The 25,518-nt window shown below is 43.4% G+C and carries 26 protein-coding genes; 7 read left to right on the top strand and 19 right to left on the bottom strand.

All coding sequences use genetic code 11. The annotated features are described in order from the left end of the window. Positions 1-2 precede the first annotated feature (2 nt). Positions 3-578 (bottom strand): ANTAR domain-containing response regulator, encoded by a 576-nt coding sequence (locus MKZ02_RS04495; protein WP_120035127.1) that lies wholly within the window; start codon positions 576-578, stop codon positions 3-5. Continuing rightward, entirely contained in the window at positions 571-2,007 is a 1,437-nt protein-coding gene (locus MKZ02_RS04490) for a sensor histidine kinase (protein WP_120035129.1), read from the bottom strand. The genes MKZ02_RS04495 and MKZ02_RS04490 overlap by 8 nt, the downstream gene beginning before the upstream one ends. A gap of 731 nt (positions 2,008-2,738) precedes the next feature. Between MKZ02_RS04490 and MKZ02_RS04485 the strand changes: the two genes are divergently transcribed. Then, positions 2,739-3,233 carry a sigma-70 family RNA polymerase sigma factor gene (locus tag MKZ02_RS04485; protein WP_120035131.1) on the top strand — a complete coding sequence of 165 codons (495 nt, stop codon included), beginning with the start codon at positions 2,739-2,741 and terminating at the stop codon, positions 3,231-3,233. A gap of 57 nt (positions 3,234-3,290) precedes the next feature. Then, positions 3,291-3,836 carry a methyl-accepting chemotaxis protein gene (locus tag MKZ02_RS04480; RefSeq protein WP_340852092.1) on the top strand — a complete coding sequence of 182 codons (546 nt, stop codon included), beginning with the start codon at positions 3,291-3,293 and terminating at the stop codon, positions 3,834-3,836. A 43-nt stretch (positions 3,837-3,879) separates the two neighbouring features. Here the strand turns inward: MKZ02_RS04480 and MKZ02_RS04475 are convergent, their stop codons facing one another. The 6 genes from MKZ02_RS04475 to MKZ02_RS04450 form a co-directional block, all read right to left on the bottom strand. Beyond that, positions 3,880-4,749, bottom strand: a complete 870-nt coding sequence (locus tag MKZ02_RS04475; protein ID WP_340852090.1) for a LysR family transcriptional regulator — start codon at positions 4,747-4,749, stop codon at positions 3,880-3,882. Between the two features lie 169 nt (positions 4,750-4,918). Then, on the bottom strand, positions 4,919-6,109 hold the full coding sequence (locus MKZ02_RS04470; protein WP_340852089.1) for a M20 metallopeptidase family protein: 1,191 nt from the start codon (positions 6,107-6,109) through the stop codon (positions 4,919-4,921). Next, the gene (locus MKZ02_RS04465; protein WP_340852087.1) at positions 6,106-7,587 is read right to left on the bottom strand and encodes a sodium:solute symporter family protein; all 1,482 of its coding nucleotides are present in this window, start codon (positions 7,585-7,587) and stop codon (positions 6,106-6,108) included. The genes MKZ02_RS04470 and MKZ02_RS04465 overlap by 4 nt, the downstream gene beginning before the upstream one ends. Continuing rightward, positions 7,584-7,784, bottom strand: a complete 201-nt coding sequence (locus MKZ02_RS04460) for a DUF3311 domain-containing protein (protein ID WP_120035139.1) — start codon at positions 7,782-7,784, stop codon at positions 7,584-7,586. The genes MKZ02_RS04465 and MKZ02_RS04460 overlap by 4 nt, the downstream gene beginning before the upstream one ends. A 494-nt stretch (positions 7,785-8,278) precedes the next feature. Further along, positions 8,279-9,487 (bottom strand): MFS transporter, encoded by a 1,209-nt coding sequence (locus MKZ02_RS04455; RefSeq protein WP_340852085.1) that lies wholly within the window; start codon positions 9,485-9,487, stop codon positions 8,279-8,281. Between the two features lie 11 nt (positions 9,488-9,498). After that, positions 9,499-9,927, bottom strand: a complete 429-nt coding sequence (locus MKZ02_RS04450; RefSeq protein WP_406908934.1) for a MarR family winged helix-turn-helix transcriptional regulator — start codon at positions 9,925-9,927, stop codon at positions 9,499-9,501. A gap of 364 nt (positions 9,928-10,291) precedes the next feature. Between MKZ02_RS04450 and MKZ02_RS04445 the strand changes: the two genes are divergently transcribed. Next, positions 10,292-10,786: a hypothetical protein gene (locus MKZ02_RS04445; protein WP_120035143.1), complete on the top strand. Its 495-nt coding sequence runs from the start codon at positions 10,292-10,294 to the stop codon at positions 10,784-10,786. A gap of 141 nt (positions 10,787-10,927) precedes the next feature. Here the strand turns inward: MKZ02_RS04445 and MKZ02_RS04440 are convergent, their stop codons facing one another. Together MKZ02_RS04440 and MKZ02_RS04435 are read right to left on the bottom strand one after the other, a co-directional pair. Continuing rightward, a complete protein-coding gene (locus tag MKZ02_RS04440; RefSeq protein WP_340852084.1) occupies positions 10,928-11,575 on the bottom strand; it encodes a Bax inhibitor-1/YccA family protein in 648 nt (215 codons plus the stop codon). 144 nt (positions 11,576-11,719) lie between these two features. After that, positions 11,720-12,232 carry a DoxX family protein gene (locus MKZ02_RS04435; protein WP_120035147.1) on the bottom strand — a complete coding sequence of 171 codons (513 nt, stop codon included), beginning with the start codon at positions 12,230-12,232 and terminating at the stop codon, positions 11,720-11,722. Positions 12,233-12,500: 268 nt separating this feature from the next. Here MKZ02_RS04435 and MKZ02_RS04430 point away from each other — a divergent pair, with 268 nt between their 5' ends. After that, positions 12,501-13,946, top strand: a complete 1,446-nt coding sequence (locus tag MKZ02_RS04430; RefSeq protein WP_340852081.1) for an APC family permease — start codon at positions 12,501-12,503, stop codon at positions 13,944-13,946. Positions 13,947-14,020: 74 nt separating this feature from the next. Here the strand turns inward: MKZ02_RS04430 and MKZ02_RS04425 are convergent, their stop codons facing one another. Further along, the gene (locus MKZ02_RS04425; RefSeq protein WP_120035152.1) at positions 14,021-14,950 is read right to left on the bottom strand and encodes a helix-turn-helix transcriptional regulator; all 930 of its coding nucleotides are present in this window, start codon (positions 14,948-14,950) and stop codon (positions 14,021-14,023) included. A gap of 94 nt (positions 14,951-15,044) precedes the next feature. Between MKZ02_RS04425 and MKZ02_RS04420 the strand changes: the two genes are divergently transcribed. From MKZ02_RS04420 to modB, 3 genes are all read left to right on the top strand, one after another. After that, positions 15,045-16,136: an ABC transporter ATP-binding protein gene (locus MKZ02_RS04420; RefSeq protein ID WP_120037978.1), complete on the top strand. Its 1,092-nt coding sequence runs from the start codon at positions 15,045-15,047 to the stop codon at positions 16,134-16,136. A gap of 96 nt (positions 16,137-16,232) precedes the next feature. Continuing rightward, positions 16,233-17,039: a molybdate ABC transporter substrate-binding protein gene (modA, locus tag MKZ02_RS04415; protein ID WP_120035155.1), complete on the top strand. Its 807-nt coding sequence runs from the start codon at positions 16,233-16,235 to the stop codon at positions 17,037-17,039. Beyond that, on the top strand, positions 17,020-17,697 hold the full coding sequence (gene modB, locus MKZ02_RS04410) for a molybdate ABC transporter permease subunit (protein ID WP_120035157.1): 678 nt from the start codon (positions 17,020-17,022) through the stop codon (positions 17,695-17,697). Before modA ends, modB begins: the two co-directional genes overlap by 20 nt. A 66-nt stretch (positions 17,698-17,763) precedes the next feature. Here the strand turns inward: modB and MKZ02_RS04405 are convergent, their stop codons facing one another. The 8 genes from MKZ02_RS04405 to MKZ02_RS04370 form a co-directional block, all read right to left on the bottom strand. Next, positions 17,764-19,098, bottom strand: coding sequence for an ABC transporter permease (locus MKZ02_RS04405; RefSeq protein ID WP_340852076.1), 1,335 nt, complete (start codon positions 19,096-19,098; stop codon positions 17,764-17,766). Then, positions 19,076-19,765, bottom strand: a complete 690-nt coding sequence (locus tag MKZ02_RS04400; RefSeq protein ID WP_120035159.1) for an ABC transporter ATP-binding protein — start codon at positions 19,763-19,765, stop codon at positions 19,076-19,078. The genes MKZ02_RS04405 and MKZ02_RS04400 overlap by 23 nt, the downstream gene beginning before the upstream one ends. Before the next feature lie 118 nt (positions 19,766-19,883). Further along, entirely contained in the window at positions 19,884-20,390 is a 507-nt protein-coding gene (locus MKZ02_RS04395; protein WP_259455628.1) for a VanZ family protein, read from the bottom strand. Between the two features lie 71 nt (positions 20,391-20,461). Next, positions 20,462-21,754 (bottom strand): hypothetical protein, encoded by a 1,293-nt coding sequence (locus tag MKZ02_RS04390; protein ID WP_142927227.1) that lies wholly within the window; start codon positions 21,752-21,754, stop codon positions 20,462-20,464. A 79-nt stretch (positions 21,755-21,833) separates the two neighbouring features. Next, positions 21,834-22,955, bottom strand: a complete 1,122-nt coding sequence (locus MKZ02_RS04385) for a DegT/DnrJ/EryC1/StrS family aminotransferase (protein WP_340856325.1) — start codon at positions 22,953-22,955, stop codon at positions 21,834-21,836. 71 nt (positions 22,956-23,026) lie between these two features. Then, positions 23,027-23,674, bottom strand: a complete 648-nt coding sequence (locus MKZ02_RS04380) for an acetyltransferase (protein ID WP_340852071.1) — start codon at positions 23,672-23,674, stop codon at positions 23,027-23,029. Continuing rightward, the gene (locus tag MKZ02_RS04375; RefSeq protein ID WP_340852070.1) at positions 23,671-24,273 is read right to left on the bottom strand and encodes a sugar transferase; all 603 of its coding nucleotides are present in this window, start codon (positions 24,271-24,273) and stop codon (positions 23,671-23,673) included. Before MKZ02_RS04375 ends, MKZ02_RS04380 begins: the two co-directional genes overlap by 4 nt. Then, positions 24,257-25,513, bottom strand: a complete 1,257-nt coding sequence (locus MKZ02_RS04370; protein ID WP_340852069.1) for a glycosyltransferase family 4 protein — start codon at positions 25,511-25,513, stop codon at positions 24,257-24,259. The genes MKZ02_RS04375 and MKZ02_RS04370 overlap by 17 nt, the downstream gene beginning before the upstream one ends. Between the last annotated feature and the right edge of the window lie 5 nt (positions 25,514-25,518).

Here is a 25,518-nt window from a genome sequence, read left to right as displayed (position 1 = left end):
CATTAGACCTCTTTATATTTAGCAATAATTTTATCAGCTGTCTGGTTCATCGACAACCGGTGTTTCATGCTGAATTTCCTCATTTTCTGGTAGGCCTCTTCTTCGGAAATCACCAAGTTTTTCATGAGCAGCCCTTTCGCTCTCTCGACAAGCTTGCGTTTTTCCACCTGCTCATTCGCTGCTAAAATTGCTTCCTGCATCGATTTCATCTTAGCAGCCTGGTTCAGTGCCACTTCAACAGCTGGCAGCAAGTTCATCTCGGATACCGGCTTGACAAGATAGCCAACTACATTTGCCTGCTTGGACTTTTCCACAAACTCTCTTTGACTATAGGCGGTCACTAAAATAATAGGAACATCCAGCTTGCTGGAAATGATCTTCCCTGCTTTTAATCCATTTAATTTAGGCATTTTAATATCCATAATAATCAAATCCGGCTTGAGTGAAAAAGCTAGCTCCACCGCCTTCTCTCCGTCACCTGCTTCTCCGACTACTTCATACCCGTTATCTTGCAAAATAGAGGAAATATCTAAACGGATAAGCGACTCGTCTTCCACTAGTAAAATCCGTTTACTCATACTCTTTTACTCCCTCCTGCTCCAGTGTAAATGACACGATGACAGTGGTTCCTTGTGAGGAGGACCCGATATAATATTCTCCGGATAAATCATGCTCAATTAAGTTCTTTACAATATCTAATCCCAGTGACCGCTTTACTTCTTTCTTCATCCCCACTCCATTATCGGCTACCGTTAACGTGATCTTGCCATTCTGTTCAGTAAAGTTCACATCAATTGTTCCGGAAGTACGGTTTTTAAATGCATGTTTAATAGAATTTTGTACTAGCTCATTCACAACAAGTGCAATCGAGACAGCTTTTTTAGAATCAGCTAAGATCGGCTCTCCGCGACAATTCAACTGAAAATCCGCTTGGTCACAGCCGCCGTTTTGAATGATCATTTGGGCAATTTTGTTTGACAAGCCGACAATGTCTACTTCATCATCGTCCACGTTATCATTTGCCAAAATAATTTCATAAACAGAAGCAATGCTTAGCACGCGATTCAAGCTATCCGTTAAATAGCCTCGACTTTCTTCGGATACGCCTTTCCTGATTTGCAGTCGCAGCAAGCTCGCTACTGCCTGCAAGTTGTTTTTGACCCGATGGTGAATTTCTCTAATGACGACGGATTTAACAACGAGCTCTCTTTCTTTCATGCGCAAGTCTGTTACATCACGAATAAGGATCAACATGCCCGTCACGTTGTCATCCTTGTAGATGTCTACTTTTTTTACCTCTAAAAAGAATTTAGATACTTGAATTTCCTTAATTACAAGGTCCTTATTAGAATGAATGACGGGTTGAATAAAAGGCAGGACCTGCTCTGCCGGTTCTCCTTCACACTTATCTAAGTTATAGACCTCAGTAATGAAACTTTTGGCCGATGGATTTGCATAGACTATTTTCATAGAAGAATCCACAAGGATAAAGTGCTCCTTCATAATATCTGACAAGGCAGGACGCTCATGATCCGTGCCGAAGAACAGCTCCCATAACATCTCGGTTGCATGAGAAAGCGATTTCATCTCCTGCACTTCCTTAGGATCATGCTCCTCTTTAATAAGCATGCCAATCACTTGGTTATCGTCATTTTTAATAGGGGCCACACTTTGTTTTACAAAAATCCCCCTTTGTGTCACGGCTTTATTAAAGAGAATGCTTTTTCCTGCTCTCATAGCCAAAAATACACTAGGCTCAAATTGCTCATAGACCACTGTACCAACATACGGCTCATGATAGAGCGTTTCACCAGTAGAAGGAGAAGCTTCCGCTACAACAATCGCATTAGTGGGTTCTTTCATCTGACAATCTATGAAGACATTCGTTCCTGTTAAATCGGCAATCAATTGAAGCTGCCGTGAAACTTCCTCAATCTTTTCGATATCCCTCTTGCCTAACAAAGTATGCTCGCGGCACAGCCTGCCAACTTGAGAACAATTTAACAATAGGACACAACCCTCTATTCCACCAATATTTATAAAATTCCAAATAATTATCCACAGTATAATTTAAAAATTAAGCAAGTGTCAATCATCCATTTTTAAAAAACTGACAAAATATGATGGGCTGTTTTTTTGAATTTCTTCCTTATAAAAAGAAGATCCCCCTTCTCTCTTCTTTGCTGATAGTCATTCAAGCCTATAGAAACCTCTCCATCTGCGCCATAAATTCGCAAATACTCCAAAAAACAACAAAATATTATAAAACTATTTTATTATAAAAAATCATATATTTCCAGTTTTTTCGTACAGAAGACACCAAATGGCCATTCCTGTCGATTATGTAATTATTAGCATCTGCTATAAAAATATACCTTTATAAAAATACTTATGGAAAAGGAGAGAGCAATGAGATTTGAAAAAAATCGCCGTTATTTAAAATAGTTTTTCATTGTCGGATACTCTCTTAAAAACCGGCGCCAATATCTTCCGTGTATGTGATCTTTCTTAAACGGCCAGCACAATATTTGTGAGGAACTATGTTATTAGAGGACTTTTCTCCACTTCACATCACTTCGTTAACTTGCCATCATTAAAATCCCCATATCTCCCCACCGAATTTTACTATTGCTGATTGGAAACAACAGGTTAGCCGGGTCGATCTTAAAATATGATCCCGGCTATGCTTGTCTTGACCCGGGAATACGAGGATGCGCGCTTCCTAAAAGGAAGATTCAATGCCAAATTTTAATGAAACAGTGGCTCAGTTTACTCCCATGATTCATCATGTTATGAACACTCTGCACATCTATAAGGATAGAGATGAATTTATCCAAATCGGAAAAATTGCTCTTTGGCAAGCACAACAAAAATTCGATGAAAGCAAAGGCTTGTTTTCTAATTATGCTTATGCCTATATGAAAGGCGAGATGAAGAAGGCGATGACAAAAACCAACCAAATAGAAGAACGGCACGTGTATCCCGATGATCTTTTTTGGGAAGCAAGAGTAGATGAACAAGAGGAGAAATCACTTGAATTAGAATTATTGCTTTCTTATACAGAAGGCTTGAGCACAAAAGAAAAAAACTGGATTATCTATACTTTTTATTACCATTTGACTGCAAAAGAAATAGCTGCCCAAGAGAACGTATCTCTGTCCGCCGTCAAAAAGTGGCGCAAGCAAGCCATCGCAAAACTAAAAAGCAAAGGCTCCAGCCTGCTCACTGATTAAATAGCAAAAAGCTGGAGAGCAAGCTCTCCAGCTTTCTTCATGCGCCTGGTCTTTATTTTGCAACCGAATCCTTTATTTCTTGAATTGCAGTTTATTGCTGACAGCACCGAACAGCTTGGAAAAATCATCGGCGAGCTCAAATTTTCTTCTGACAAGATTACAAATATTATTGCCATAGTCAAACAAATGGCCGAGCAAACCAACTTGCTTGCTCTCAATGCTTCCATCGAGGCAGCACACGCTGGCATACATGGCATTGGCTTTGCCGTAGCGGCTCAAGAAGTCCGCAAGCTAGCTCAGCAATCCAAACAATCTGTCGAACAGATCACTACACTCGTTTACAATTCGGCTTCATTCACAAATCAGGCCGTTAGTACGACGGCCGACGTTAAACAAAAAGTTTCTCTCGGTTTAGAGAACTCGGCCCAAACCCAAAAGAAGTTTCGGCAGATTCTTTCGGCAATCGATCAAAATGACAAACACATTAATCGAGTGGAAGCAGATGTAACAGAGCTTATCCAAATTATTCATGCAATCAGCGGCGATACCCGCAAAGTAGCCGTAACTGCTGAAAGCCTATACCAAACGGCCAGTACCCTGTAAAATCAAAATCCTTCAAATGTTAGACACTTGAAGGATTTTCGTATTACCTGCTTATCGAATTCCACGTTTCCTTCACTAAACTGGAGAAGGTTTGAATGGGCCATTCCTTTTCCCGGCTTTTACGGTAAACGATAGACGTGTTGAGCTCTCTTGAAAAACGATGAAGAACCGTTAATGTTCCATCTTTTATTTCTTTTTCAACAGTGGCTGAGCCTAAAAGGCACACACCTATTTGATTGAGGACAGATCGTTTGATCGTCTCTTCACTGCTGCATTCAATAAGGGAAGGAGGAGAATAATTCATCTCCTCAAATAGTTTTTCTGATATGGCTTCCAGATTTTTATCGATTAAGATGGGGGAATGCTCAAGCACATGAGACACTCCCAACTTTTTCAATAATTCTGTTGAGGCAACAAATAAGAGAGCCTCTTTATCAATAATGACTGATTCAATGCCAGGAAGCTGATACTCAATCCCGACAATACCAATGTCCGCCTTCTTGTCATGAACCATCTTGATGGCTTCAACACTATTACAGGAAACCAGCTTAATATTGACCTGAGGATACCGGCTGACATAGTCTCTCATAATCAAATATAAATAGTGAGCACAATAAAATTCCGGGCTGGCGATAACAAGATTTCCCTGGAACTTATCTAGTTTGTTTAAATCCTCTTTCATCTCTTGCAGTTGAGTAAAAATCCTTTCTCCATGTTTCTTGAGCAGCTTTCCCGCTGGAGTTAGAAATGTTTTATTCCCTGAACGAGAGATTAAGGAGTGGCCAAGCTCTTCTTCTAATGCCTTGATTTGAATAGTAACAGTGGGCTGTGTATAGCCCAACTGTTCAGCTGCCTTCGAAAGATTCAATTGTTCAGAAACCACCATGAATGTTCTTAAATTTCTTAATTCCATCCTTCAGCACTCACTTTTCCTATCATAATGATTCATTTTACATGAGAAAAGGGAATAGCCAAACTTTTATTAACCGGCGCCCATACTGTAGGAAATTCGCTCACAAAGCTAAAAGGCCACACAGCTGGCTTTTTCCTTCTGTATGGCCTTTCTTTATTATTTACATTTTTTACGGACGGATGCGGCCATCAGATAAATAATTCAGCGCAGCCGCGATAAATACTTTCCCAATCATTAGCATCGCTCTTTCATCTACATCAAACTTCGGATGATGGTGCGGAAATGTGGCGTTAATTTCCGGATTTTCTCCACCTGTAAAAAAGTAAGTGCCCGGGACTTCTTTTTGATAGTAGGCAAAATCTTCACTCCCCATCATTGGCGAAATCTTCTCTACTTTCTCTTCACCAAATAGCAGTGCAGCCATTTCTTCTACTCGGCTCGTTTCAGCAGGATCATTCCACATAGACGGCGCATCCCTATAATAAGTATACTCACAATCAGCCCCCGTTCCGTCACAAGTTGACCGAGCCACTTGACCGATTGTTTCTTCAATTAATGTGCGCGTCTCTTCGTCAAATGTGCGCACAGTTCCTTTGATAGTTGCCGCATCAGGGATTATATTGGGCGCACTTCCACAATTAATCGCGCCAACTGTTAGGACAGCCGACTTCAGCGGATCGACACGCCGGCTGATGATTTGCTGCAAATTCAGCACAAGCTGGCAGGCGGTAACGAGAGGGTCAACGGTTAAATGCGGCTGTGAGCCATGACCGCCTTTTCCTTGCACGATGATCTCAAACTCGTCTGCGGCAGTCGATGCATATCCTTCACACACCCCTACCTGTCCTACTGGGACGTCAGACATGACATGGGCTCCGTAAATCACATCCACTCCATCTAAACAACCGTCTTCAATCATTGGCTTTGCTCCACCCGGTGTAAGTTCCTCGGCAAATTGATGAATGAAAACAATGGTCCCGCTAATTTCTTCTTTTACTTCACTTAATACTTTTGCGACTCCAAGAAGGGCTGCCGTATGGAGGTCATGTCCGCAAGCATGCATCGCTCCCGGGATACGTGACTTGTATTCAACTTCCTTTTCGTCCTGAATGGGCAGCGCATCAAAATCTGCCCGCAAAGCGACCGTTTTCCCCGGCTTTCCGCCTCGCAACAAACCGACGACTCCTCTGCCGCCTACCTCCGTGCGAACTTCCAACCCTAACCCCTTTAAATAATCGCTAATTTTTTTAGGGGTCATTTCCTCTTGAAAAGAAATTTCAGGATACATATGGAGATCCCTTCGAAAAGTGACCATCTCAGGGTATATTTCATCTAATTTGGCTGATAATTGACCGATCATGACAAAGACTCCTTTCTGTCTGTTGCTTCTTTAGCGACAAAACCTTGCACTATAACACTAACAATAATCGTCACTAACGTATTTAATGCCAAGGCAACAATTCCGATATCCAAATCCTTAATAACTTGTGGCAGGGATGGGAAGAGTGTACCGAAAGACGAGTTGTTAAATGTTGTATACATAACAGCTGCTACACCGACGACCATTCCGGCAAATGCTCCGTATTTGTTCACAAAATTATGTTTCAAAAAGCTGAAAAGCAGAGCTGGAAGCAGCTGGGCAATAAATCCATAACCGAGCAAAAGCAGTGTAACGATTGTGTTGCCGCCATTCACAGTAAAATATGTGGCAGCTAGCGCAACGACCGGCACTAAATATTTCGCCACTTTTGTTACTTGCTTGCCTGTTGCAGATGGCACCATTGCCTTATATACGTTCAATGAAAGAGATGTACTCGTTGCCATGAGCAGCATCGACCCTGGAACAAGTGCTGTTAATAATCCGGCTGCGCCAATTAAGCCGATAAACCATGGATCAAATGTTTGAATCGATAACTTCAATAGGGCAAAATCGGTATCAGCTCCTGTTAATCCTGGTACTTGTCCGATAGCAGTAAATCCTACAAAAAAGACAAACAGCAGCATTAAAGAATAAATCGGTTGCATAATCGTATTTTTTCGTATCGCTCTGGAACTTTCAGAAGAATAGATGGCATTAAACAAATGCGGCCATACCATCCCCCCAATTGCACTCAATAACGTAGCAGAAATGAACCAGGAAATGCTCAGTCCCTCATCAGGCAAGTGAAAAAAGCCCGGCTTTATTTTTTCTACCGCCTCAAACATCGGCTGAACCCCGCCGTAATAATGAAGAGGTAAATAAATACCTAGAAAAAGAACAATAAAGAAAATCATAAAGTCCTTCAAAACAGCGGTCCAGGCAGAACCGTGGATCCCTGATACCATTACATAAACGGTAAGGGCTGCTGCTCCAATCACAACGGCAACGGAGGGTGAAATCGCTCCATAAGAAGCAGCCGAAACGATAATCCCGAGGCCCTTCAGCTGTAAAATGAGGTAGGGTACCATAGCAATGACACCGATTATAGCGACTAACACCCCTAAAAATGGACTATTATATTTGCTCGCAAAGAAATCTGGCTGAGATACTAATTTTTGAGACTTTGCATATTTCCAAATCGCTGGAGCAATCCAATACATCATAATAATGGAAAGCGGTAAATAAACGATCATATAAGCAGCAGGTGCCCCTTTGTCATATGCCCAGCCGCTTCCGCCGAGAAAAGTAAACGTCGTATTCATCTCACCAGCGAGCAAAATGAAAATAAGAAAAGCTCCAAAGCCCCGACCTCCAACCGCCCACTGGTCAAGATCCATCTGCTTGCCCTTTTTCGCTTTAATTCCTAAAAAGATGGACAGCACTAAAAATAATAAAATAACAATTAATGCACTATTCATTCGTCCACATCCTCCAGATTCCTAGGATCGAAGTGATAAATCAACCATAGAAACCCACTAATTAATACCGTCCATAGCACAACCCAAAAGAAAATAAACGGCATGCCAAGAATATACAAATCAACTTTGTTTACAAATGGCAATCCCCCTAATGATCCGATGAAAGGAATAATTGATAACAGGATAATTCGCTTCATACATGCGCTCCTCACGAAGTAATAAATTGATTGTTCCCTCACTCACATTATGCATAGAAATTGTATAAACCAAACTTCAGATAAATACCACTAACAGTTGTGAAGATTCAGTAAAGTCTGCTTATAGCCTACCGATGTAGCCGCTTACAACTATTGCGCAATAGCTTTCTGCTGTACAAGTTTTTACTCTGTAATCCTATCACAGTTTCTCAGGCTCCATCATTGAAGGTTTATATACTTGCTATAAAAAAAATTAATACTTGCATAAACTTATTTTGAATCTATGAGAAAAATAGAGAGTTTTATCTGAATTTTAAATAAACAAACGAAAAACCTGACTCCCCTGAACGAATAATCATTCTATAAAAATGTATATTTTTTCATTCAATCCTCCAAAGAAATGACACTCATCATTAACAAAAGAATGCTTAGAAGCTCAACAAGTCTTTTAAAATAAAAAAGAGTTCCAAACAAACGTTTGGAACTCTCCTTTATTACATTGCGGTCGATGCGCTCATTTCCTCTCTTAACTCCTTTTCCTTTCTGCCATATAGGAAGTAATAAAGAACAGAAAATGCAAGAACAGCAATGCCTAGAATCGTATAAAGTGCACTATAACCAGTATGCGGGATAACCAGCCCGAGCACATAAGGACCAAACCCAAGGCCGGCATCAAGAAAGATAAAGAAAGTCGATGTTGCCAGCCCCATCCGGTGAGGAGGTGTCAATTTTACGGCGATTGCCTGCGTGCTGGACTGCATGTTTCCAAAACCAAGCCCGATTAAGAAGCCTGCTGCCAGCAGAGCGAAGCCGTGTGCTGCGGTACTGAGCAGAAGCATTCCTGCTCCAAATAGCAAAAATGCAGGATACATGACAAAGTTAGCCCCTCTCACATCCATTAACCGGCCGGTAAATGGACGGGAGACTAAAACGGCTGCCGCATACACGATAAAGAAAAAGCTGGCCGCGTCCACCAGGTTGATCTCAATCGCATAAAAGTTAATAAACGAAAGAACGCTTGAGTAACAGAAAGCTACAGCCAGCGTGACGAAGGCAATGGGCAAAGCTCTTGGTTCAACAAAGCTCGAAAGCTTCAGACCTTTGGTTTCCGCTGCTTTTACAGCTGATTCTAACGGTGGAACCTTCACTAAAAAAGCAACGGCCAGGCTAATTAATCCGAGGACGAGACAAAAAGAGAAAATGATCGGAAAGCTTGTATGCTGGCTCATGAACAATCCGATAAAAGGACCGATCGCTGTGGCGAGCGTCGCACTCATCGTATAGTACCCGATCCCTTCTCCTTTTCGCGTTGCCGGTATAATTTGAGCTACAATTGTACCGGTAGCTGTACTTGCTATACCGAGTGTCAGACCGTGGACAAAGCGGTTAAACAACAGAAAAGTAATGCCTAAATCTACAAAATATAGAGCTGTTGCTAAAATGAAGAAAATTAGGCCAATAAATAATGTTCTCTTGCGGCCGATAGAATCAATCATCCGGCCGATAAATAAACGCCCGATCAACGTCCCGATAATGAAAATCCCTGTTACAAGCCCCGCCTGGCTGGTTGATGCCTCGAATTCATTGACGGCATAAACTGCGATAGTCACCATTAATAAATAAAAAATCAGCGTTAGGACAAAGTTAATAGAAGAAACAACAATAAAATCCTTGGTCCATAATTTTGGTTTTGATTGACTCACACTTTCATCCCCTATTTTAAAATGTTATGTTGAATGTCTTTCATCATACGAATGGCTGTTAACTGCTCTTCTTCAGAAATTCCCTCTAAAATCTCTTGTTCGAATGCATCTACAGTTGCCCGTACCTCCTTATACACCTCGTTGCCGAGCTCCGTCAGCTGCATTCTCTTTTCCCGTTTATCCTTTGTCGGCACAGCTTCTAAATATCCGAGCTCTTTTAAGCGATGAACCGTTCGGGTCATAGTCGGCTTCTCCACACTCTGATAGTTCGCTAGTTCCACAAGTGTGGCAGATCCAAAATTAAACAGATAATACAACACCGTCCATTGCGCCCTATAGAGCCCATGCTGGCCAAGAAGTGTGTTCAGCCGATTTTCAAACGGGCGGTATAGCATTAACAATTGATAAAAGAACTTTTGAAAAGTTTGAATTGAAATCACTTCCTACAAAAAATAGTTAGCTTAGGTAACTAATTTAATATAACAAATAGCCAAATCTTTGTCCAGTCCTCCATAAATATTTATAATAAGGATAAAAAAGGAAGGAAGATCAGAAGTGCCCTTCAGTGAAAAGAAAAAAAATCACCGTTATTCCCTGTCTAACCTTTTTCTCGATTTGCTCCTCGCCATTCCGGAATTGCTGCTGCTGGCTGTCCGCTCGCTCCTTATTGGATGTAGATATGCCGTGCGCTGGGTGTTAGAAATCCTCTAGTCCTCACTCTACTCCTTTTCATGGGCAGCAATCACAAAAAAACAAGGGATTGCATACTGTAAATGGAAGTTACTATGAAAGGAGATCAGATAGATGGATTATAGAGATTACTCTGATTACTATTCTTCCTTTCCTTTTGGAGGAGAAGATCAATTACTGGAAAGTGAAGCTTTATATGATTTTCCAGAAGACCGTCAATTTCTATTTCCAGGGTTTCCGGGAGTTTCCGGACCGACCGGCCAGCAGCCGACCTTCGGATTACCGGGAATGCCACCTGGTCCTCCTCCAGGAATTCCAGGAGGAGGGCCGGGTGGAGGAGCCCAGCCGGGTGGCCCGCCAACTTCACCGCCTCCCGCCTTTACCCCTCAGCTTCAACAAGGGGGCATTTCCCCCCTCGCCATTGATCCCGGCGCCATAAGAGGATGCTTGTTCCGCTACACTTATGTTTGGCTGACAAACGGTCAGAGTTTCTGGTACTATCCAACCTTTGTAGGAAGAAACTCTATAGCCGGATGGCGCTGGAGAAATTGGCGCTGGGTATATTTTGGCACAGACTTGCGAAGAATCCGTTCCTTCCAATGCTTTTGAGGATTCATATAGCCCAGAGCAGGCTGCCTTTAGGCAGTCTGTTTCTCCTGTTTGCAGCATCATACAACTCATTGGCTGCTATTCTCTTTTATGGAATATATCCAAAAGGGTCAGTCTCTCTAAGAGACCGACCCTTTCTTTTTAATCTTCACTTAAAATTCCAATCACACGCAGTAGATTGATGAATAAGTTAACAAAGTCTAAATACAAGTTAAGTGCCAAGAGCGGAACCATATCTGCAGTAATAGTCATACGCTTCATTTGGTTAAAGTCATACATAACGTAAAGAGAAAAAAGGACGGTTCCAATGATAGAATAAACAAACATGGCAGTTGAAGAAAATGGCCAAAATAAGTTCATAATCGATAACGTAAGGAGTGCTAATAAAACCGTGAGCAACAAACCGCTTAAAAAGGATAAGTCTTTTTTTGTCTTCACGCCAGCAACGGCCATTGCCAAAAACACAACAAACGTAGAGGCTAAAGCCCCCAATACGACTTGTGCTCCGGAAGTCATTAAATAGTAAGCAACAATTGGATAAGTGGTGATTCCGGAAAGGAAAGTGAATACATATAAGAACGTATATCCTACCGCTTTTCTTTTACGCAGAAAAAAAGCACCAACCAACAAAAGAATTTCTAATACAGCCAAAGGTAAAAACAGCGCTGGCGGAACAACCGTACCGACGCTCATTCCAAAAAGCGCCACACCAAGAGACAGCACAAACGCCCGTAGAACAGCATTCATATGGTTATGATTCGACGCTTCAGGTATCGTATAAGACGACATTTCATGACCCCTCCATTAATTTTTACTAACCTATACGGCTTTTTTGCCAAAAAGTTTCAAAAAAGCAGGTAAAAAATAAAAATCATTTAGATTGCCTGAGGAATCATCTTCTCTTACGTCCAGAAGGAGTTGTATGATCCTGTCTCAGGCGCTTTTAGAAAGCGTGCCTGTCTCCGATTTTTTGGCAAATGCCTTTTTTGCATAAGGATAGATCCAGTGGTCAAAGCCTATTCTTCCAGCATTGATTCCAGCAGCCAAAATAAGCAACCCAATAATAACCATTTGCGGATTTGTACTTGTCGTGCCAGAAAGCATGTAAGAGAAATTCATAACAAGCCCCATCAATACTGCATAGGAAGTGAAGGCTCCTAAAATCAAACCGAGACCGACCAGAAATTCTCCCCAGGGCACCAGCACATTAAAAATTCCGATGTTCGGCAAGGCCACTTCTCTTAAAAACTCGCCCCACCACGGCTGTACAGCCGGGTGATCGCCGGACATTTGTCCAATTGCCCCGCTTAGGAAGCCTCCTGCATCAAACTGTCCGCCGCTGATTTTCTCCCAGCCGGCATGCAGCCACTGCCATCCAAGATATAAACGCAAAAAGAACAGTAAACCGGCCGCATAACGATTCTCTTTCAAAAAATGAATAAACATAAAAATCCTCCTAAACTATTAATTGATAATGATTATCATTATCTTTTAAAGGGACAGTATCGTCAATATGAAAATGGTAGCAAAAACAATACGTGACTATTTGACGAAATATTTAGAATAAACAGAAACAATGTAATATAATAGAAGAAGACAACTTGTTTTACATATCTGGATACATATAGGGAAGGGGGTGCTGTTTAATTAGTAAAGTAATTCCAGTTCATTACCTCGTGTACGACTCTGTTAAATTTTGATTGGAGGGGAACGAATGAGTGAACAAAAATTTCTGAAGACGCTAGGAAACAGAGATGTGCTTTCTTTGGCATTCGGGGCGATGATTGGCTGGGGATGGGTCGTGACAACCGGGCTGTGGATCTCCGAAGCGGGTTCGTTAGGTGCCATTCTTGCTTTCGTCATTGGCGGAATCGTTGTGACGTTCGTCGGCTTAACTTACGCGGAGCTGGCCTCCTCTCTCCCGCTAGCCGGCGGCGAACATGTGTATAGCTATAAAGCGATGGGAAGAGTACCGAGCTTTATTACTACCTGGGCGATCGTACTCGGCTATGTATCCGTTGTTGCTTTTGAGGCGGTTGCTCTTCCAACTGTCTTTGAATATTTAATTCCAAACTACAGCAAAGGTTACTTATATACAATTGCGGGCTGGGATGTAACAATCACCTGGGCGGGTGTCGGCATTCTTGGATCGATTATTATCGCCTGGATTAATTACCGCGGCATTAAGTTCTCTATGGCCATTACCTTTATTCTCACACTCGTTATTGCCATTGCCGGAATCCTGTTAATCACTGGCAGCTCCATTTCAGGCAGCACTGCCAACATGCAGCCGTTTTTCGAAAAAGGGACGGCCGGATTATTAACCGTTATTATTATGACTCCTTTTATGTTTGTTGGATTTGATGTTATTCCGCAAGCTTCCGAAGAAATTAATCTCCCGCAAAAGCAAATTGGTAAATTGTTAATTTTTTCCGTTATGCTCGCTGTCGTTTGGTATGTTGCCGTTATATTCGGTGTTTCCCGCATATTAACCCCGGCTGAAATGGCCGAATCGAATCTCGTTACGGCTGATGCGATGGCAAAAGCGTTCGGAAACAGTCCAATGATGGGCAACATTCTTGTGCTTGGAGGAATCGGCGGCATTTTAACAAGCTGGATTGGATTTTATGTAGGCGGAAGCCGGGCCATTTATGCACTCGCCAAATCTGGCATGCTTCCGAAATCTCTCGGAGAACTGCATCCCAAGTATAATACGCCGCATAAAGCGATCCTCTTAATCGCTGTTTTGTCTACTGCCGCTCCGCTGCTCGGACGCCCGGCTTTAGTCTGGCTCGTTGACGCCGGCGGATTGGGATTAGTCGTCGCCTGGTTTATGGTTGCTGTGTCCTTTATTATCCTGCGTAAAAAGCTACCGACGATGCACCGGCCATTTAAGCTGCCCGGCGGCACCACACTCGGCTGGATTGCCGCTCTCATGGCGCTTGGAGTCTCGGTTCTCTATATGCCTGGCATGCCTTCTGCCCTTGTCTGGCCGTATGAATGGATCATCGTCTTCGCCTGGGTCATCATGGGCTTTGTGTTCTATAAAGTATCGATGTCTAAATACGGGACAGCTAACTCCGACAAGCATATGGACAAGGAAATTGACCGGGTGATTCAATATGAGGATGATCCTGAATTAGAAAAAAAGAGTCTTTAGACTGTCTGGGAGCTGCCCAAACCGGGCAGCTCCTCTTGGTGATCATGCAGCGGACAGATAAAGAGGGAGTTTCCCTACGATTCAAAAATGACCTTCCCTGTAAGACGAGTGTCGTAACCGTTTAACTGCTCTAGCTGAGATCGGTATTCAGGCGAAGAAACGGCTGCCTTTATGACTTTGATCAATTCTGCATTTTCTTTTGTTTTTAAAATCACTACATCATATTGCTCTGTAATGAGAGGAATAAAGTCAACATTGACCATTTTAGCGGCGCTTTCAATGCCTACGCCAGCATCAGCCTGCCCGCTGGCTACTGCGGAAGCAACGGAAAAGTGGCTCGTTACTTCTGTTTCATAGCCTTCGATTGACCTGGCAGAGAGGCCGTTTATTCGCAGCTGTTCATCGAGCAGCACTCTTGCCCCGGCTCCTTTTTCCCGATTGACAATCTTAACAGGCAGATGGGCCAGATCACTCCATGTGTTAATAGTTTTCGGGTTTCCTGGCTGTACATAAATCCCAGCCGTTCTGCAAACCAAATTAATAAGAATAAACGGCTGGCTGACTAATATGCGCTTTACATATGGGAGATTGTACTCGCCTGTGTCGCCATCATACAAATGCACACTTACGACATCACATTCTCCTTTATACATAGACATGAGGCTGTTTAAGCTGCCATTATACAGTCTTAAAGGCGTCAAAGAAGCATGAGATTCAATATATTTGCTCAGCATGTCCAGTACGATGTCCTGACCGCTGATGACTATTTGGCTTCTCGCTGGCCTAGCTTCCTGCCGCTCTGCAGAAGTCTCTCTTTCTTCACGGGCTGTACCTGTCCTTGTTTTCAATTTATACTCTTCAAGATCTTGTTCTTCTACCCTCATTTGCCGGCCAACCCGATAGGCAGGCAGCTCCTCTTTTTTGATTAAATCATAAACAGTCAGCTTTGATACTTTTAATAGCTTTGCCACTTCTTCAATTGTATATGATGAGTCAGAATTCATGCGCTCACCCCCTCTTTCTTCTAGTGACATATTATTATAATAAGACATAAAGAGTAATAATTCATATAATTTAATATTCGAAAGGATTATGATGGTGGCTGAATTAAAATTACAACACATCTATAAAAACTACAATAGAAAGGTTACGGCTATAGAAGACTTTAACCTTGATATTAAAGAGAAAGAATTTATTGTATTCGTTGGCCCTTCAGGCTGCGGCAAATCGACTATTTTGCGAATGATTGCCGGACTTGAAACAATCTCACAAGGTGATTTGCTGTTAGATGGCAAACGAATGAACGATGTGCCCTCGAAAGAGCGCGACATTGCCTTGGTCTTCCAAAACTATGCACTCTACCCTCATATGAACGTCTATCAAAACATGGCATTTGGGCTAAAGCTTCGTAAATATGCAAAGGAGGAAATTGACCGCCGGGTGAAAGAAACAGCGTTCCTCCTTGGTCTTGAATCCTGCCTGGACCGCAAACCAAGTGCGCTCTCCGGGGGGCAATGCCAGCGGGTCGCACTCGGCCGTGCCATCGTTCGTGATGCTAAAGTTTTTTTAATGGACGAGCCTTTATCGAATCTTGATGCTAAGCTTCGCGTTCAGATGCGCGCAGAGATTATAAAGCTTCATGAACGCCTGCAAACAACGACCATTTATGTTACACACGACCAGACAGAGGCCATGACAATGGCTACCCGTCTCGTTGTTATGAAAGAGGGAACCATTCAACAGATTGGCTCCCCGAAAGAAGTATACGATAATCCAGTCAATACATTCGTCGGAGGTTTCATTGGTTCACCGGCCATGAACTTTTTTGCCGGTACTCTTTCAGAGCACGCCTTTCAGCTCGGAACGGTGTCCATTCCAATTCCTGAAAGAAAGCTGGCCTGCTTGCGAACGCAAGGATACGTAAATAAACCGATCATTCTTGGCGTCCGCCCGGAAGACTTTTATACAGAGCCTCACGGCGATGCGATGATTCAAGTAAAAGCGGAAGCCGTTGAATGGCTGGGAGCAGAAGCCGTGGTGCACGGAAAAATCTCCTCCCATTCCTTTGCTATCCGGTTTAATCCAAGAGCTGACTTTCAATCTGGCCAAACTTTGTCACTGTCAATCGATATGAACAAAGCTCATTTCTTCGACTCAAGTACAGAAACACGCATTCTCCTTGGCGAATAGAAAAAGCAATTTTTTAAAAAGTACGAAAAAACTATTTCCGTTTAGTTATAATTAGATATAATCTTTTATAACTAATTATAAAATAGGGGTGTGAGGATGAAAAAACATTTTAAGCTAACGGGCATTTTATTGTTTGTATTGATGCTAATGGCGGCATGCTCAAACAATAAGAGCGCTGAATCAGCGGACAAGAACGCTGTCACTGGAAAACAGAAAGAAGTAGAATTAACGATTTCCGCAGCTGCCAGTCTGAAGGATGCGATGGATGATATGCAGGCAGCCTATGAAAAGGAACATCCCAATATCAAGCTGAAATTCAACTTCGGCAGCTCTGGTTCCCTCCAGCAGCAAATCTCTCAAGGAGCGCCAGTGGACTTGTTTTTTTCCGCAGCAGAAGAGAAGTTTGACGCATTAGTGAAAAAAGGAAAGATCCGTAAGGAGGACGGACTGGATCTTCTCGGCAATGACCTTGTATTAATTGCTCCAAAACAAGAAAAGGCTCCTATTAAGAGCTTTAAAGATTTAGGAAAAGCCGGCAAGATTTCGATTGGTATGCCAGAATCCGTACCGGCTGGAGAGTATGCAAAGGAAACATTGGAAAAGATGAATCTGTGGAATACAGTGGAATCCAACATCGTTTACGCGAAGGATGTACGCCAGGTTCTCTCTTACGTTGAAACTGGAAATGTAGATGCAGGGATTGTCTATAAAACCGATGCCCTTGTTTCAAGCAAAGTAAAAATCGCGGCTACAGCTGATCCAAAAATGCATGGACCGATTATTTATCCGGTGGGGGTTATTAAAGACTCCAAACATTATAAAGAAGCCAAGAACTTCTATCATTATTTGCAAAGCGATGAAGCGCTAAAGGTGTTTAAAGACTATGGCTTCACTTCTCAATGAAGCATCCATCGAAGAATTCCTAAGTCCGATTTGGCTTTCTTTAAAAATAGCCATTACAGCCGGTGTTGTAGTGATCATAGCAGGAACATTAGCGGGACGGCTGTTAGCAAGAAAGAACTTTAAAGGACAAGCCGTTTTGGAAACCGTACTTATGCTGCCGATGGTGCTTCCTCCGACAGTGGTCGGCTTTTTTCTCATCGTTGTCTTTGGAAAAAACAGCCCAGCTGGAAGGGCCATTGAATGGCTCTTTCATCAACCGATTATTTTCACCTGGTGGGCCGGTGTGATGGCTTCGGCTATTGTCGCCTTTCCACTCATGTACCAATCCGCCAAATCTGGTTTTCAAGCTGTTAGCCGCGATATCGAAGATGCAGCAAGAGTCGACGGAGCGAGTGAATGGAAAGTCCTTCTATTCATTTCCATACCGCTCGCTTCTAAAGCCCTCATTTCTGGAAGCATCTTAAGTTTTGCCCGGGCTTTAGGAGAGTTTGGCGCTACCTTAATGTTCGCTGGCAACATACCCGGGGAAACCCAAACCATTCCGACAGCTATCTACATAGCCATCGATTCTGGCAATATGACCATGGCCTGGCTATGGGTGCTCTCCATCGTCCTCCTCTCTTTCGTTATGCTGCTCATCGTGCGGATGAGACAATAAGAAAATAGATCAATAGAGAGCTGTCTTACGAAAGTGGACAGCTCTCTTTTCACATCGCTTTCCTTACTACTCAAATCTCAATGCTTGGCTCGGATTCATTCTTGCCGCTTTCAATGCCGGATAAATGCCAAATAAAATACCAACGGCAAACGAAGAAGTCAAGGCCAGCTTCACAGCCCAGAGCGGCAGAACGAGCGAAAAGATAGAAATGGTGTCATTCCAGAGTTCAATAAATAAATAGCCGATCCCCAAACCAATCAGCCCGCCAAGAAAACAAAGAAGAAGCGTTTCAAAGAGAAACTGCACCATCACTTGAAATGTCGTCGCTCCCAGTGCTTTGCGAATGCCAATTTCCCGTGTCCTCTCCCTGACCGACATGACCATGACATTCATAATTCCTGTTCCACTAATAATGAGAGCTGTCACGGTAATCCCAGCGAGCATTGCTTGCAAAATCGCTGTGACTTTATTAAGTGCCTCCAACATCTGCTCTTGCTTCACGACGCTGAAGTCAATCTCCTTATGATTTTTTTTTATAGCCGCAAATACGTCACCGTCGACCCGGTCAATGACCGCGGTGCTATCCGCTTCCACGATCATTTTGTTTAAATTTTTCATATTTGTTTCCTGTAAAGCCGTTTCAATCGGCATCACGACATTGTTGTCAGTACTTGAACCAAGTGAGGCATTTGGCGCCATAACACCGATAACCTTGTAATTCGTCCCGTTCATCACGACTTCTTTGCCGATAAGTGAAGCTTCCTGCTTCTCGGCCGCTGCACTCTGTGGCGCAAGCGAAGAAAATAGCCGCTGCCACCATGGCTTGGTCGCTGCGTCTGCCGGTTCCCTTGTTTCTTCCGGCCTACTTTCTTTTCCAAGCAGCCCTTCATAAATATTGCTACCTAAGACGACAACTCTCGCTTTCGCTTTTTGCTCTTCCTTCGTAAAAAAGCGCCCTTCAGCAAGCTTGGCATGCTGCACTCTGCTGTATTGATCCGTGCTGCCGACGAGGACTGCCTGCAGCTTTTTTATATTCCTCCCTTCTCCCGTCTGTACGGTTGATACAGTTTCCAAGTGAGGTGTGACTGAGCGGACACGTTCCACTTTTTCTATCTCTTTCGCATCCTCATACGTCAGCGTGCTCGGCACGCTCGTTAATCCGCTCAAAAGATCTTTTTGCCCGCTCACGGTATCGAGCACTCGGCCGGGAATAACTAAAATTTGCTCCGCGCCAAGTCCCCCCATCTGCTTAAGTAGCGTATCTTTCACACCAATAGAAATCGAAGCCAGCACAATGACCGCAAACATTCCAATGACGACACCAGCCATTGAAAATAGCACCCGAAAACGATTCGCCCATAGCCCCAAACATGCCAGCTTAAATCCTGTAAGCAGCTTCATTGGCCGACTCCTTCAATATGCCGTTCTTCAATAAAAAAATACGTTCTGCCCGTTTGGCTACTTCTAAATCATGCGTAATCATCACGATGGTCGCCCCGTCTTTATGTACGTGTTCCATTAATTGCAATACTTCATCGGTGGTTTCTTCATCCAAGCTTCCCGTTGGTTCGTCTGCCAAAATCAAGCCTGGCTCATTAACAAGTGCCCTTGCAATCGCCACTCGCTGTTTTTCCCCGCCGGATAGCCGGTTCGGCTTTTGATTCTTTTTATGCAATAGCCCGACTGCGTCGAGCATTTGAAGCACCTTGGCTTTCTTTCCATTCCTTCTTTTCTCCCCATACGTAAGCGGCAAAAGCACATTTTGATAAACAGACAGATTGGGGATAAGGTGGAAGTGCTGAAAGATAAATCCAATCTCCTCATTGCGCAAAGCGGTCCGTCTGCGTGCACTCATTTGATGAACACCCTGCCCTGCCAACTCATATTCTCCACCATCAAGCACATCTAGCGTCCCTAACAAATTTAACAATGTACTCTTCCCCGATCCGGATTTGCCCATAATCGCCACATATTCACCTTTTTCAATATGCAGATTTACTCCTCGCAAGACGGGCAGCTTCTCTCCGCCGGAGCGGTAAACTTTTTGTCCGTTCCGCATTTCAATCATGACATAACCTCCTCTTCCTTTACTAAATATAAAAACCCCGTGATTATCCGGAGCTTATCCAGCATAATCACGGGGTTTTTTATTCGTCTCGATCATTGGCATTTGAAAAACTGTTCAATTACACGTTTATCTTGGGCAACAGTCTGTTTGGCCTTCTTATGTATAGAAATACATAAAGAGTGAGCGCTAACACTGCTCCAATCATATCCAAAAACACATCATTAAGAAGTGGTGTCCGCCCTCCTGTATAGAGCTGGTGCCATTCATCCATCCCGGCATACAGGAAGGTGCCAGCTAAAGCCACCAGTATGCCTTTCCTCACCCGATTCGGCTCCCATACTACGTATACCCGAAATAAGGCGACAGCTAATAAACCGAATAAAAACAGATGAGCAAACTTACGGATGAAAAACTCAAGAAAATAGTAGTATCCTTGCGTCTCAATAGATATCTCTTTTCCCCAATAGGTTACTCTGCAGGCGGACAGCACGCCGGAAAAAGGTTCTCCGGGAAGCACCTGCTCCAGAAAGGGCACAAGCGATTGCTCCTCATAGGTTTGTGAAGAAAAAGAATAAATGATCCCCGCCACAATCAGCAGCATCGCCATCCTTACTAAATACTTCATGAAAAACTCCTTCGGTATCATTGAGTATCCCATATCCTTCTATCATCTGCTGGACAACAATCAGTTGGCCATTATTTCATTTTTGAAGCCAGGACAGCTAAAATTTCCTTAAAGCCATTGTTATAAGTATTAGAAGCGGCAGCAGAGAAATGATTCGCCTTTGTCTTGGCAGGACCTGAATACAAGTCTACTGCCTCGTAAGGCAGTGGAAATTGTTTTGCCAAATCAGCGTATACGTATTTTATTCTGTCGGAGCCGAGAAATACCCACCAGCCCATCGTAAAAGTTCCTGACAGCTCGTATGGTCCGTATCCATTGTTCCGCGTAGTCGCATAATTCCATCTATACAGCCCGTTACGGCCATCCATGAAATTATTTAACTTGTAATAAGGCTTCTTGTCATCGGGATCAACAAGAACCTTATCAAAAAACTGCTTTTCGAGCCCTTGGCGAACGTTCAGAAATAACTCTCTTTGGGATGAGCCTTTCGGATAGGCCTTAATAAAACTTGTGATCCATAGCGGGAAACGGTGGAAATGGGATGAATCAGCCGCTATCCCCTCTACTGGCTTTGCTGCCTGAATATTTTTTTTGTTATGGTACCCAGCATATAAGTAATCCGGATGGTCACTCCATACGCCCGGCTGGAATAACCACCGTCCATCTGCGTAAAAATGACTCTCTTGCTGAAATACCTGATAGTTTATTTTTAAAATATCTTTAAGCACCGGATCATTTTGGAAGTGTCGGCTTAAATCAGCAGCAATCGCAAATGTAAAAAACTCTTCATCCACGAATGCCCGATAATAGTGACGGTCTACCTTTTCATTTTCAAGCTTCCATAATACCCGTTGTCTCATCCCGCCCCGAAAATCTTTTTCTCCCCATTGCCACGCGGGCACTTCCAGCCATAGCTGCTGGATTTCACTTAATAAGTAATCCGCCAAATCATTAATGTGCTGCTTGTCGGCACCTTTATTCTCTGCTAATACGATATATTGGCTGATTAAATAATAATACTGCAGGGTGGACAACCGCTCCCCTTCCGCATGAATATTCAGCTCTTTGTGCTCGGCTGGGTTAAAATGCTGGAAATATTCTTTAAAATCACTTGTAAGCTCCTCATTAGAAGAAGAGTAAGCATAATGAAGAGGAACCATGAGCAAGTGCCCTGCATCATAAAAATCACGGCCGGATTGCAAGTCCTTTTGTAAATACACACGGATTGTGCTGTTCCACAAACTCTGTTCCTTCTCATTTAGCTTGCGGTTCACATCTTCATCCTCATGCCTGTTAGTAAAGATCGTTATACAGGTGACTGCGAAAGTAACCAGTAAAATAAAAACTATTAACTTCTTATTCACGGTATTTAGTCCTTTTTATTTGGATCTATTACAGACGGAAACTGTTTCTGCTTTGATTCTCGTGAAAAGTATGCACTCGTCAGATGCTTATTTTTCCTTTTACTGTTTTCTTAATTGTATCAATCACTTTCTGTTGCTGGTCTTCAGTCATACTTGACCCTGAAGGCAGACATACACCCTTTTCAAATAGCTCATCTGAAACGCTTCTTCCTTTTTCATGGGGATAATAAGCTGCTCCTGCAAATACCGGCTGCAGGTGGAGCGGTTTCCAGACAGGGCGCGCTTCAATATTCTCCGCCGCTAACGCTTCTATTAGCTGTGAAGGGGACACTCCAAGCTGGTCCTCGTCCATTGTGAATGTTGTCAGCCAGCGGTTATGCACGGTTCCTTCAAGCTCAGGCATAAATTCCACCCCATTCACATGGCTAAGTTCTTGTACATACCGGTTGAAAATAGCTCTTCTTGCTGCTACACGTTCATCAAGCACCTCCAGCTGCGCTCTGCCGACCCCGGCTAAAATATTGCTTAGGCGGTAATTATGGCCTGTTTCGCTATGCTGGTAATGAGGCGCCGGATCGCGGGCCTGCGTCGCCAGAAAGCGTGCTCTGTGCAGTGCTTCCTCATCGTTTGATATAAGCATCCCCCCGCCGGACGTTGTAATAATTTTATTGCCGTTAAAAGAAAACACGCCGAATTTGCCGAACGTCCCGCTTTTTCTGCCTTTATATTCAGCTCCAAGCGATTCTGCCGCATCTTCAATGACCGGCACGTGATAGTGATCACAAATCGCTAACAGCTCATCCATTTTTGCACTTTGGCCGTATAAGTTGACGATAACGACTGCTTTTGGCAAGCATCCGGCTTTCTCAGCATCAACAAAAGCACGCTTTAAAGCAGGCGGAGACATATTCCAGCTATCGGGCTCCGAATCAATAAATACCGGTTTTGCCCCTTCATATACAATCGGGTTTGCACTTGCTATAAAGGTCAGTGACGAGCAGAATACGATATCCCCTTTCTTCACATCAAGCAGGCGGAGAGCCAGATGAATCGCTGCTGTGCCTGAACTAAGCGCTACCGCTCCTCGCATACGCACATAATCCGCCAGCTCCTTTTCAAAGTTATCCACATTCGGACCAAGCGGGGCAATCCAGTTTGTTTCAAATGCTTCATTTATATACTTCTTCTCTCTTCCGCTCATGTGAGGCGGAGACAGAAGAATTTTCGATGACTGTACCAACGTTCTCCCTCCTTCTCTTATGTGTAAAGCTTTTAATCAAGTGACTCATGTATATATTGAATAATCTTTGCCGGTGTACCGACTGCGGTTACTTCTTCTGGTATATCATTGATGACAGCGGCACCAGCCCCGACGACTGACCACGCCCCGATCCTTTTCCCCGGAATGACAACAGCCCCTGCCCCAATATGAACGCCTTCCTCGACATGCACACTCCCGGTAAGAGCGGCATTGGGAGAAATGTGGGCAAAATCTTCAATCTTGTTGTCATGCTCAATAACAGCCGCCGTATTAATGATGGCATGCCGGCCAACGAAAGTATCCGCATTTATGACGGCATAAGGCATGACAACTGTTCCTGCTTCTACAACAGCCGAGGGACTGATCACTGCCGAGGGGTGAATGAGTACGGCAAATTGCGCGTCTATAGATGCTAACCGTTCGGCCATTTGCTTTCTTATCCGGTTATCTCCAATTGCTATAACAAACCTCACCTCTTCTCCCGCTTGCTTGAGCTGTGATGCATACGAAACAGGAGCGAAAATCAATTCGCCCCTTTTCTCGGGAGACGGATATTTATCATCTAATAAAGCAACTATTTCATATTCTGCTCCCGCTCGAATAATATCCTGGATAACCTTGCTGTGCCCGCCTCCACCGACAATCGCAATTTTCTTCATTTCTCCACGCCTTTCGAACCTGTAAACTTCTCCATCGTCACATGCCCCGCCTGACTGATTCCTTCCGATTTAAATACTTTTAACACGGTCATGCCTAATATTTTCATATCCAGCCAGAAAGAACGATTGTCAACGTACCACACGTCCAGCAGGAATTTCTCTTCCCACGAAAGCGCGTTGCGGCCATTCACCTGCGCCCAACCGGTAATGCCGGGACGCACCTCGTGCCTCCTCGCTTGCTCCGGTGTGTAAAATTCCAAATACTCCATCAGTAATGGACGCGGACCGACCAGGCTGAGGTCACCTTTTAACACATTAAATAACTGCGGCAATTCATCGAGACTCAGCTTCCGAAGCAGCTGTCCAAAAGATGTCAGCCTCATATGATCAGGAAGCAACTGTCCGTTTTCATCATTCTCATCAGTCATTGTCCGAAATTTATAAACAAAAAAAGGCTTGCCATGCAAGCCGGGACGCTGTTGTTTAAAAAGGACGGGCGAACCCAGTTTTAAGCGGATCAAAAAAGCGGTCACCAAGAGAACCGGCGACAAGAACATTAGACCAAGGAAAGAACAAATAATATCAAACGATCTTTTCATTGATTTCTACTCCCTCTGTGTCTTGCAGCATGACAGCCTCGAGCTGACCGCCTAGCACTTCCCATGAATAATGCTCTTTCACGTATTCTCTCAGAAATCTGCCCTCTTCCTGGAGCTTCTTGGCAGAGTGGAAAGCGTCGACAATTACTTGCTTCAGCTTTTCTAAATCATCCTGTGCATGAACCCCTTTCACTCCACTCAACGAACCTGAGAGATCCGGGTTAGCGATCATGACAATCGGAAGGCCAGCAGCCATATAATCATAAATCTTATTCATGCTGAACCCCCATTTGTAAAGCGGGGTATCCAATATTGAAATAATGCCCATCTGAACCTTGCTCAATAAATAAGGAATATGAGATTTCGGCACCGGGTCTTTGAAAGTGATATTGCGAAGGTTTTCTTTTTGCACCCGTTCCATTAATTCTTGCTTTTTTGCGCCTCCCCCGACTAACAGCAAATGAATATCCGGGTGATCTTGCAACATGGAAAATAAATCAATAACAGGTTCTAAATGATTAGCGATTCCATGTGAACCGATATAGGCGACCACAAACTTGTTTTCCAGTCCCTTGAACATTTCATCGACATGAAGCGTCTTCTCTACTTGTTCATATGGAGACAAGTTCACTCCGTTAGGAAGATAGATGACCTTGTTCGGATCGACTCCCCTCGACTCTACGTAGTTTTTCGCCTTATCAAACAGCACGATAATCCGCTCGGCTTTTTCGTATAAAAAGCTTTCTAACTTATATAAAACGATGGCTAAAGGGTGAGTGGAAGAAATTTTTCCAAAGTCAACAAATGTTTGCGGCCATAAATCGCGCTCTTCAAAATAAAATTTACAATTCGCTTTTTTGGCTGTTAAATACCCGACAATGGCTGCTAAAGGATGAACGCTTGAACCGATCACGATATCAGGCGACTCTTCTGCACAGCTAGCTATAGCGATTTTATAGCTTTTTAACGTGTAGCTTAAAATGTTTTTCACTCGTCCTAGCGAATGGCGATAAGCCGGGGTGTTAATCCAGACATACTTTATTCCATTGATCCATTCCACTTCACTCGGCTTTTCTTTACTGTGGAAGACCATCTCCTTTTTGGAAAAGTGATTGAACGAAGATGCAAATATTGTGACCTGATGCCCTCTGTCAGATAAATGCTTCGCCAAATCAAAATGCCTCGTTCCGCCAACATGCGCCGGAGTGGTTGCGTAATGATTAAAGATCCATATGTTCACTTTAT

Source organism: Pseudobacillus sp. FSL P4-0506, assembly GCF_038003025.1.
Classification (GTDB): Bacteria; Bacillota; Bacilli; order Bacillales; family Domibacillaceae; genus Pseudobacillus.
Note: the sequence above shows the minus strand (reverse complement) of the source record. Positions and strands in the feature narration are given on the sequence as shown.

Bases quoted from the DNA above. Each gene is read 5' to 3' on its own strand.
- MKZ02_RS04495 (WP_120035127.1), bottom strand. From the start codon at position 578: ATGAGTAAACGGATTTTACTAGTGGAAGACGAGTCGCTTATCCGTTTA.
- MKZ02_RS04485 (WP_120035131.1), top strand. From the start codon at position 2,739: ATGCCAAATTTTAATGAAACAGTGGCTCAGTTTACTCCCATGATTCAT.
- MKZ02_RS04475 (WP_340852090.1), bottom strand. From the start codon at position 4,749: ATGGAATTAAGAAATTTAAGAACATTCATGGTGGTTTCTGAACAATTG.
- MKZ02_RS04470 (WP_340852089.1), bottom strand. From the start codon at position 6,109: ATGATCGGTCAATTATCAGCCAAATTAGATGAAATATACCCTGAGATG.
- MKZ02_RS04465 (WP_340852087.1), bottom strand. From the start codon at position 7,587: ATGAATAGTGCATTAATTGTTATTTTATTATTTTTAGTGCTGTCCATC.
- MKZ02_RS04460 (WP_120035139.1), bottom strand. From the start codon at position 7,784: ATGAAGCGAATTATCCTGTTATCAATTATTCCTTTCATCGGATCATTA.
- MKZ02_RS04445 (WP_120035143.1), top strand. From the start codon at position 10,292: ATGGATTATAGAGATTACTCTGATTACTATTCTTCCTTTCCTTTTGGA.
- MKZ02_RS04440 (WP_340852084.1), bottom strand. From the start codon at position 11,575: ATGTCGTCTTATACGATACCTGAAGCGTCGAATCATAACCATATGAAT.
- MKZ02_RS04435 (WP_120035147.1), bottom strand. From the start codon at position 12,232: ATGTTTATTCATTTTTTGAAAGAGAATCGTTATGCGGCCGGTTTACTG.
- MKZ02_RS04430 (WP_340852081.1), top strand. From the start codon at position 12,501: ATGAGTGAACAAAAATTTCTGAAGACGCTAGGAAACAGAGATGTGCTT.
- MKZ02_RS04425 (WP_120035152.1), bottom strand. From the start codon at position 14,950: ATGAATTCTGACTCATCATATACAATTGAAGAAGTGGCAAAGCTATTA.
- modA (WP_120035155.1), top strand. From the start codon at position 16,233: ATGAAAAAACATTTTAAGCTAACGGGCATTTTATTGTTTGTATTGATG.
- modB (WP_120035157.1), top strand. From the start codon at position 17,020: ATGGCTTCACTTCTCAATGAAGCATCCATCGAAGAATTCCTAAGTCCG.
- MKZ02_RS04405 (WP_340852076.1), bottom strand. From the start codon at position 19,098: ATGAAGCTGCTTACAGGATTTAAGCTGGCATGTTTGGGGCTATGGGCG.
- MKZ02_RS04400 (WP_120035159.1), bottom strand. From the start codon at position 19,765: ATGATTGAAATGCGGAACGGACAAAAAGTTTACCGCTCCGGCGGAGAG.
- MKZ02_RS04395 (WP_259455628.1), bottom strand. From the start codon at position 20,390: ATGAAGTATTTAGTAAGGATGGCGATGCTGCTGATTGTGGCGGGGATC.
- MKZ02_RS04385 (WP_340856325.1), bottom strand. From the start codon at position 22,955: ATGAGCGGAAGAGAGAAGAAGTATATAAATGAAGCATTTGAAACAAAC.
- MKZ02_RS04380 (WP_340852071.1), bottom strand. From the start codon at position 23,674: ATGAAGAAAATTGCGATTGTCGGTGGAGGCGGGCACAGCAAGGTTATC.
- MKZ02_RS04375 (WP_340852070.1), bottom strand. From the start codon at position 24,273: ATGAAAAGATCGTTTGATATTATTTGTTCTTTCCTTGGTCTAATGTTC.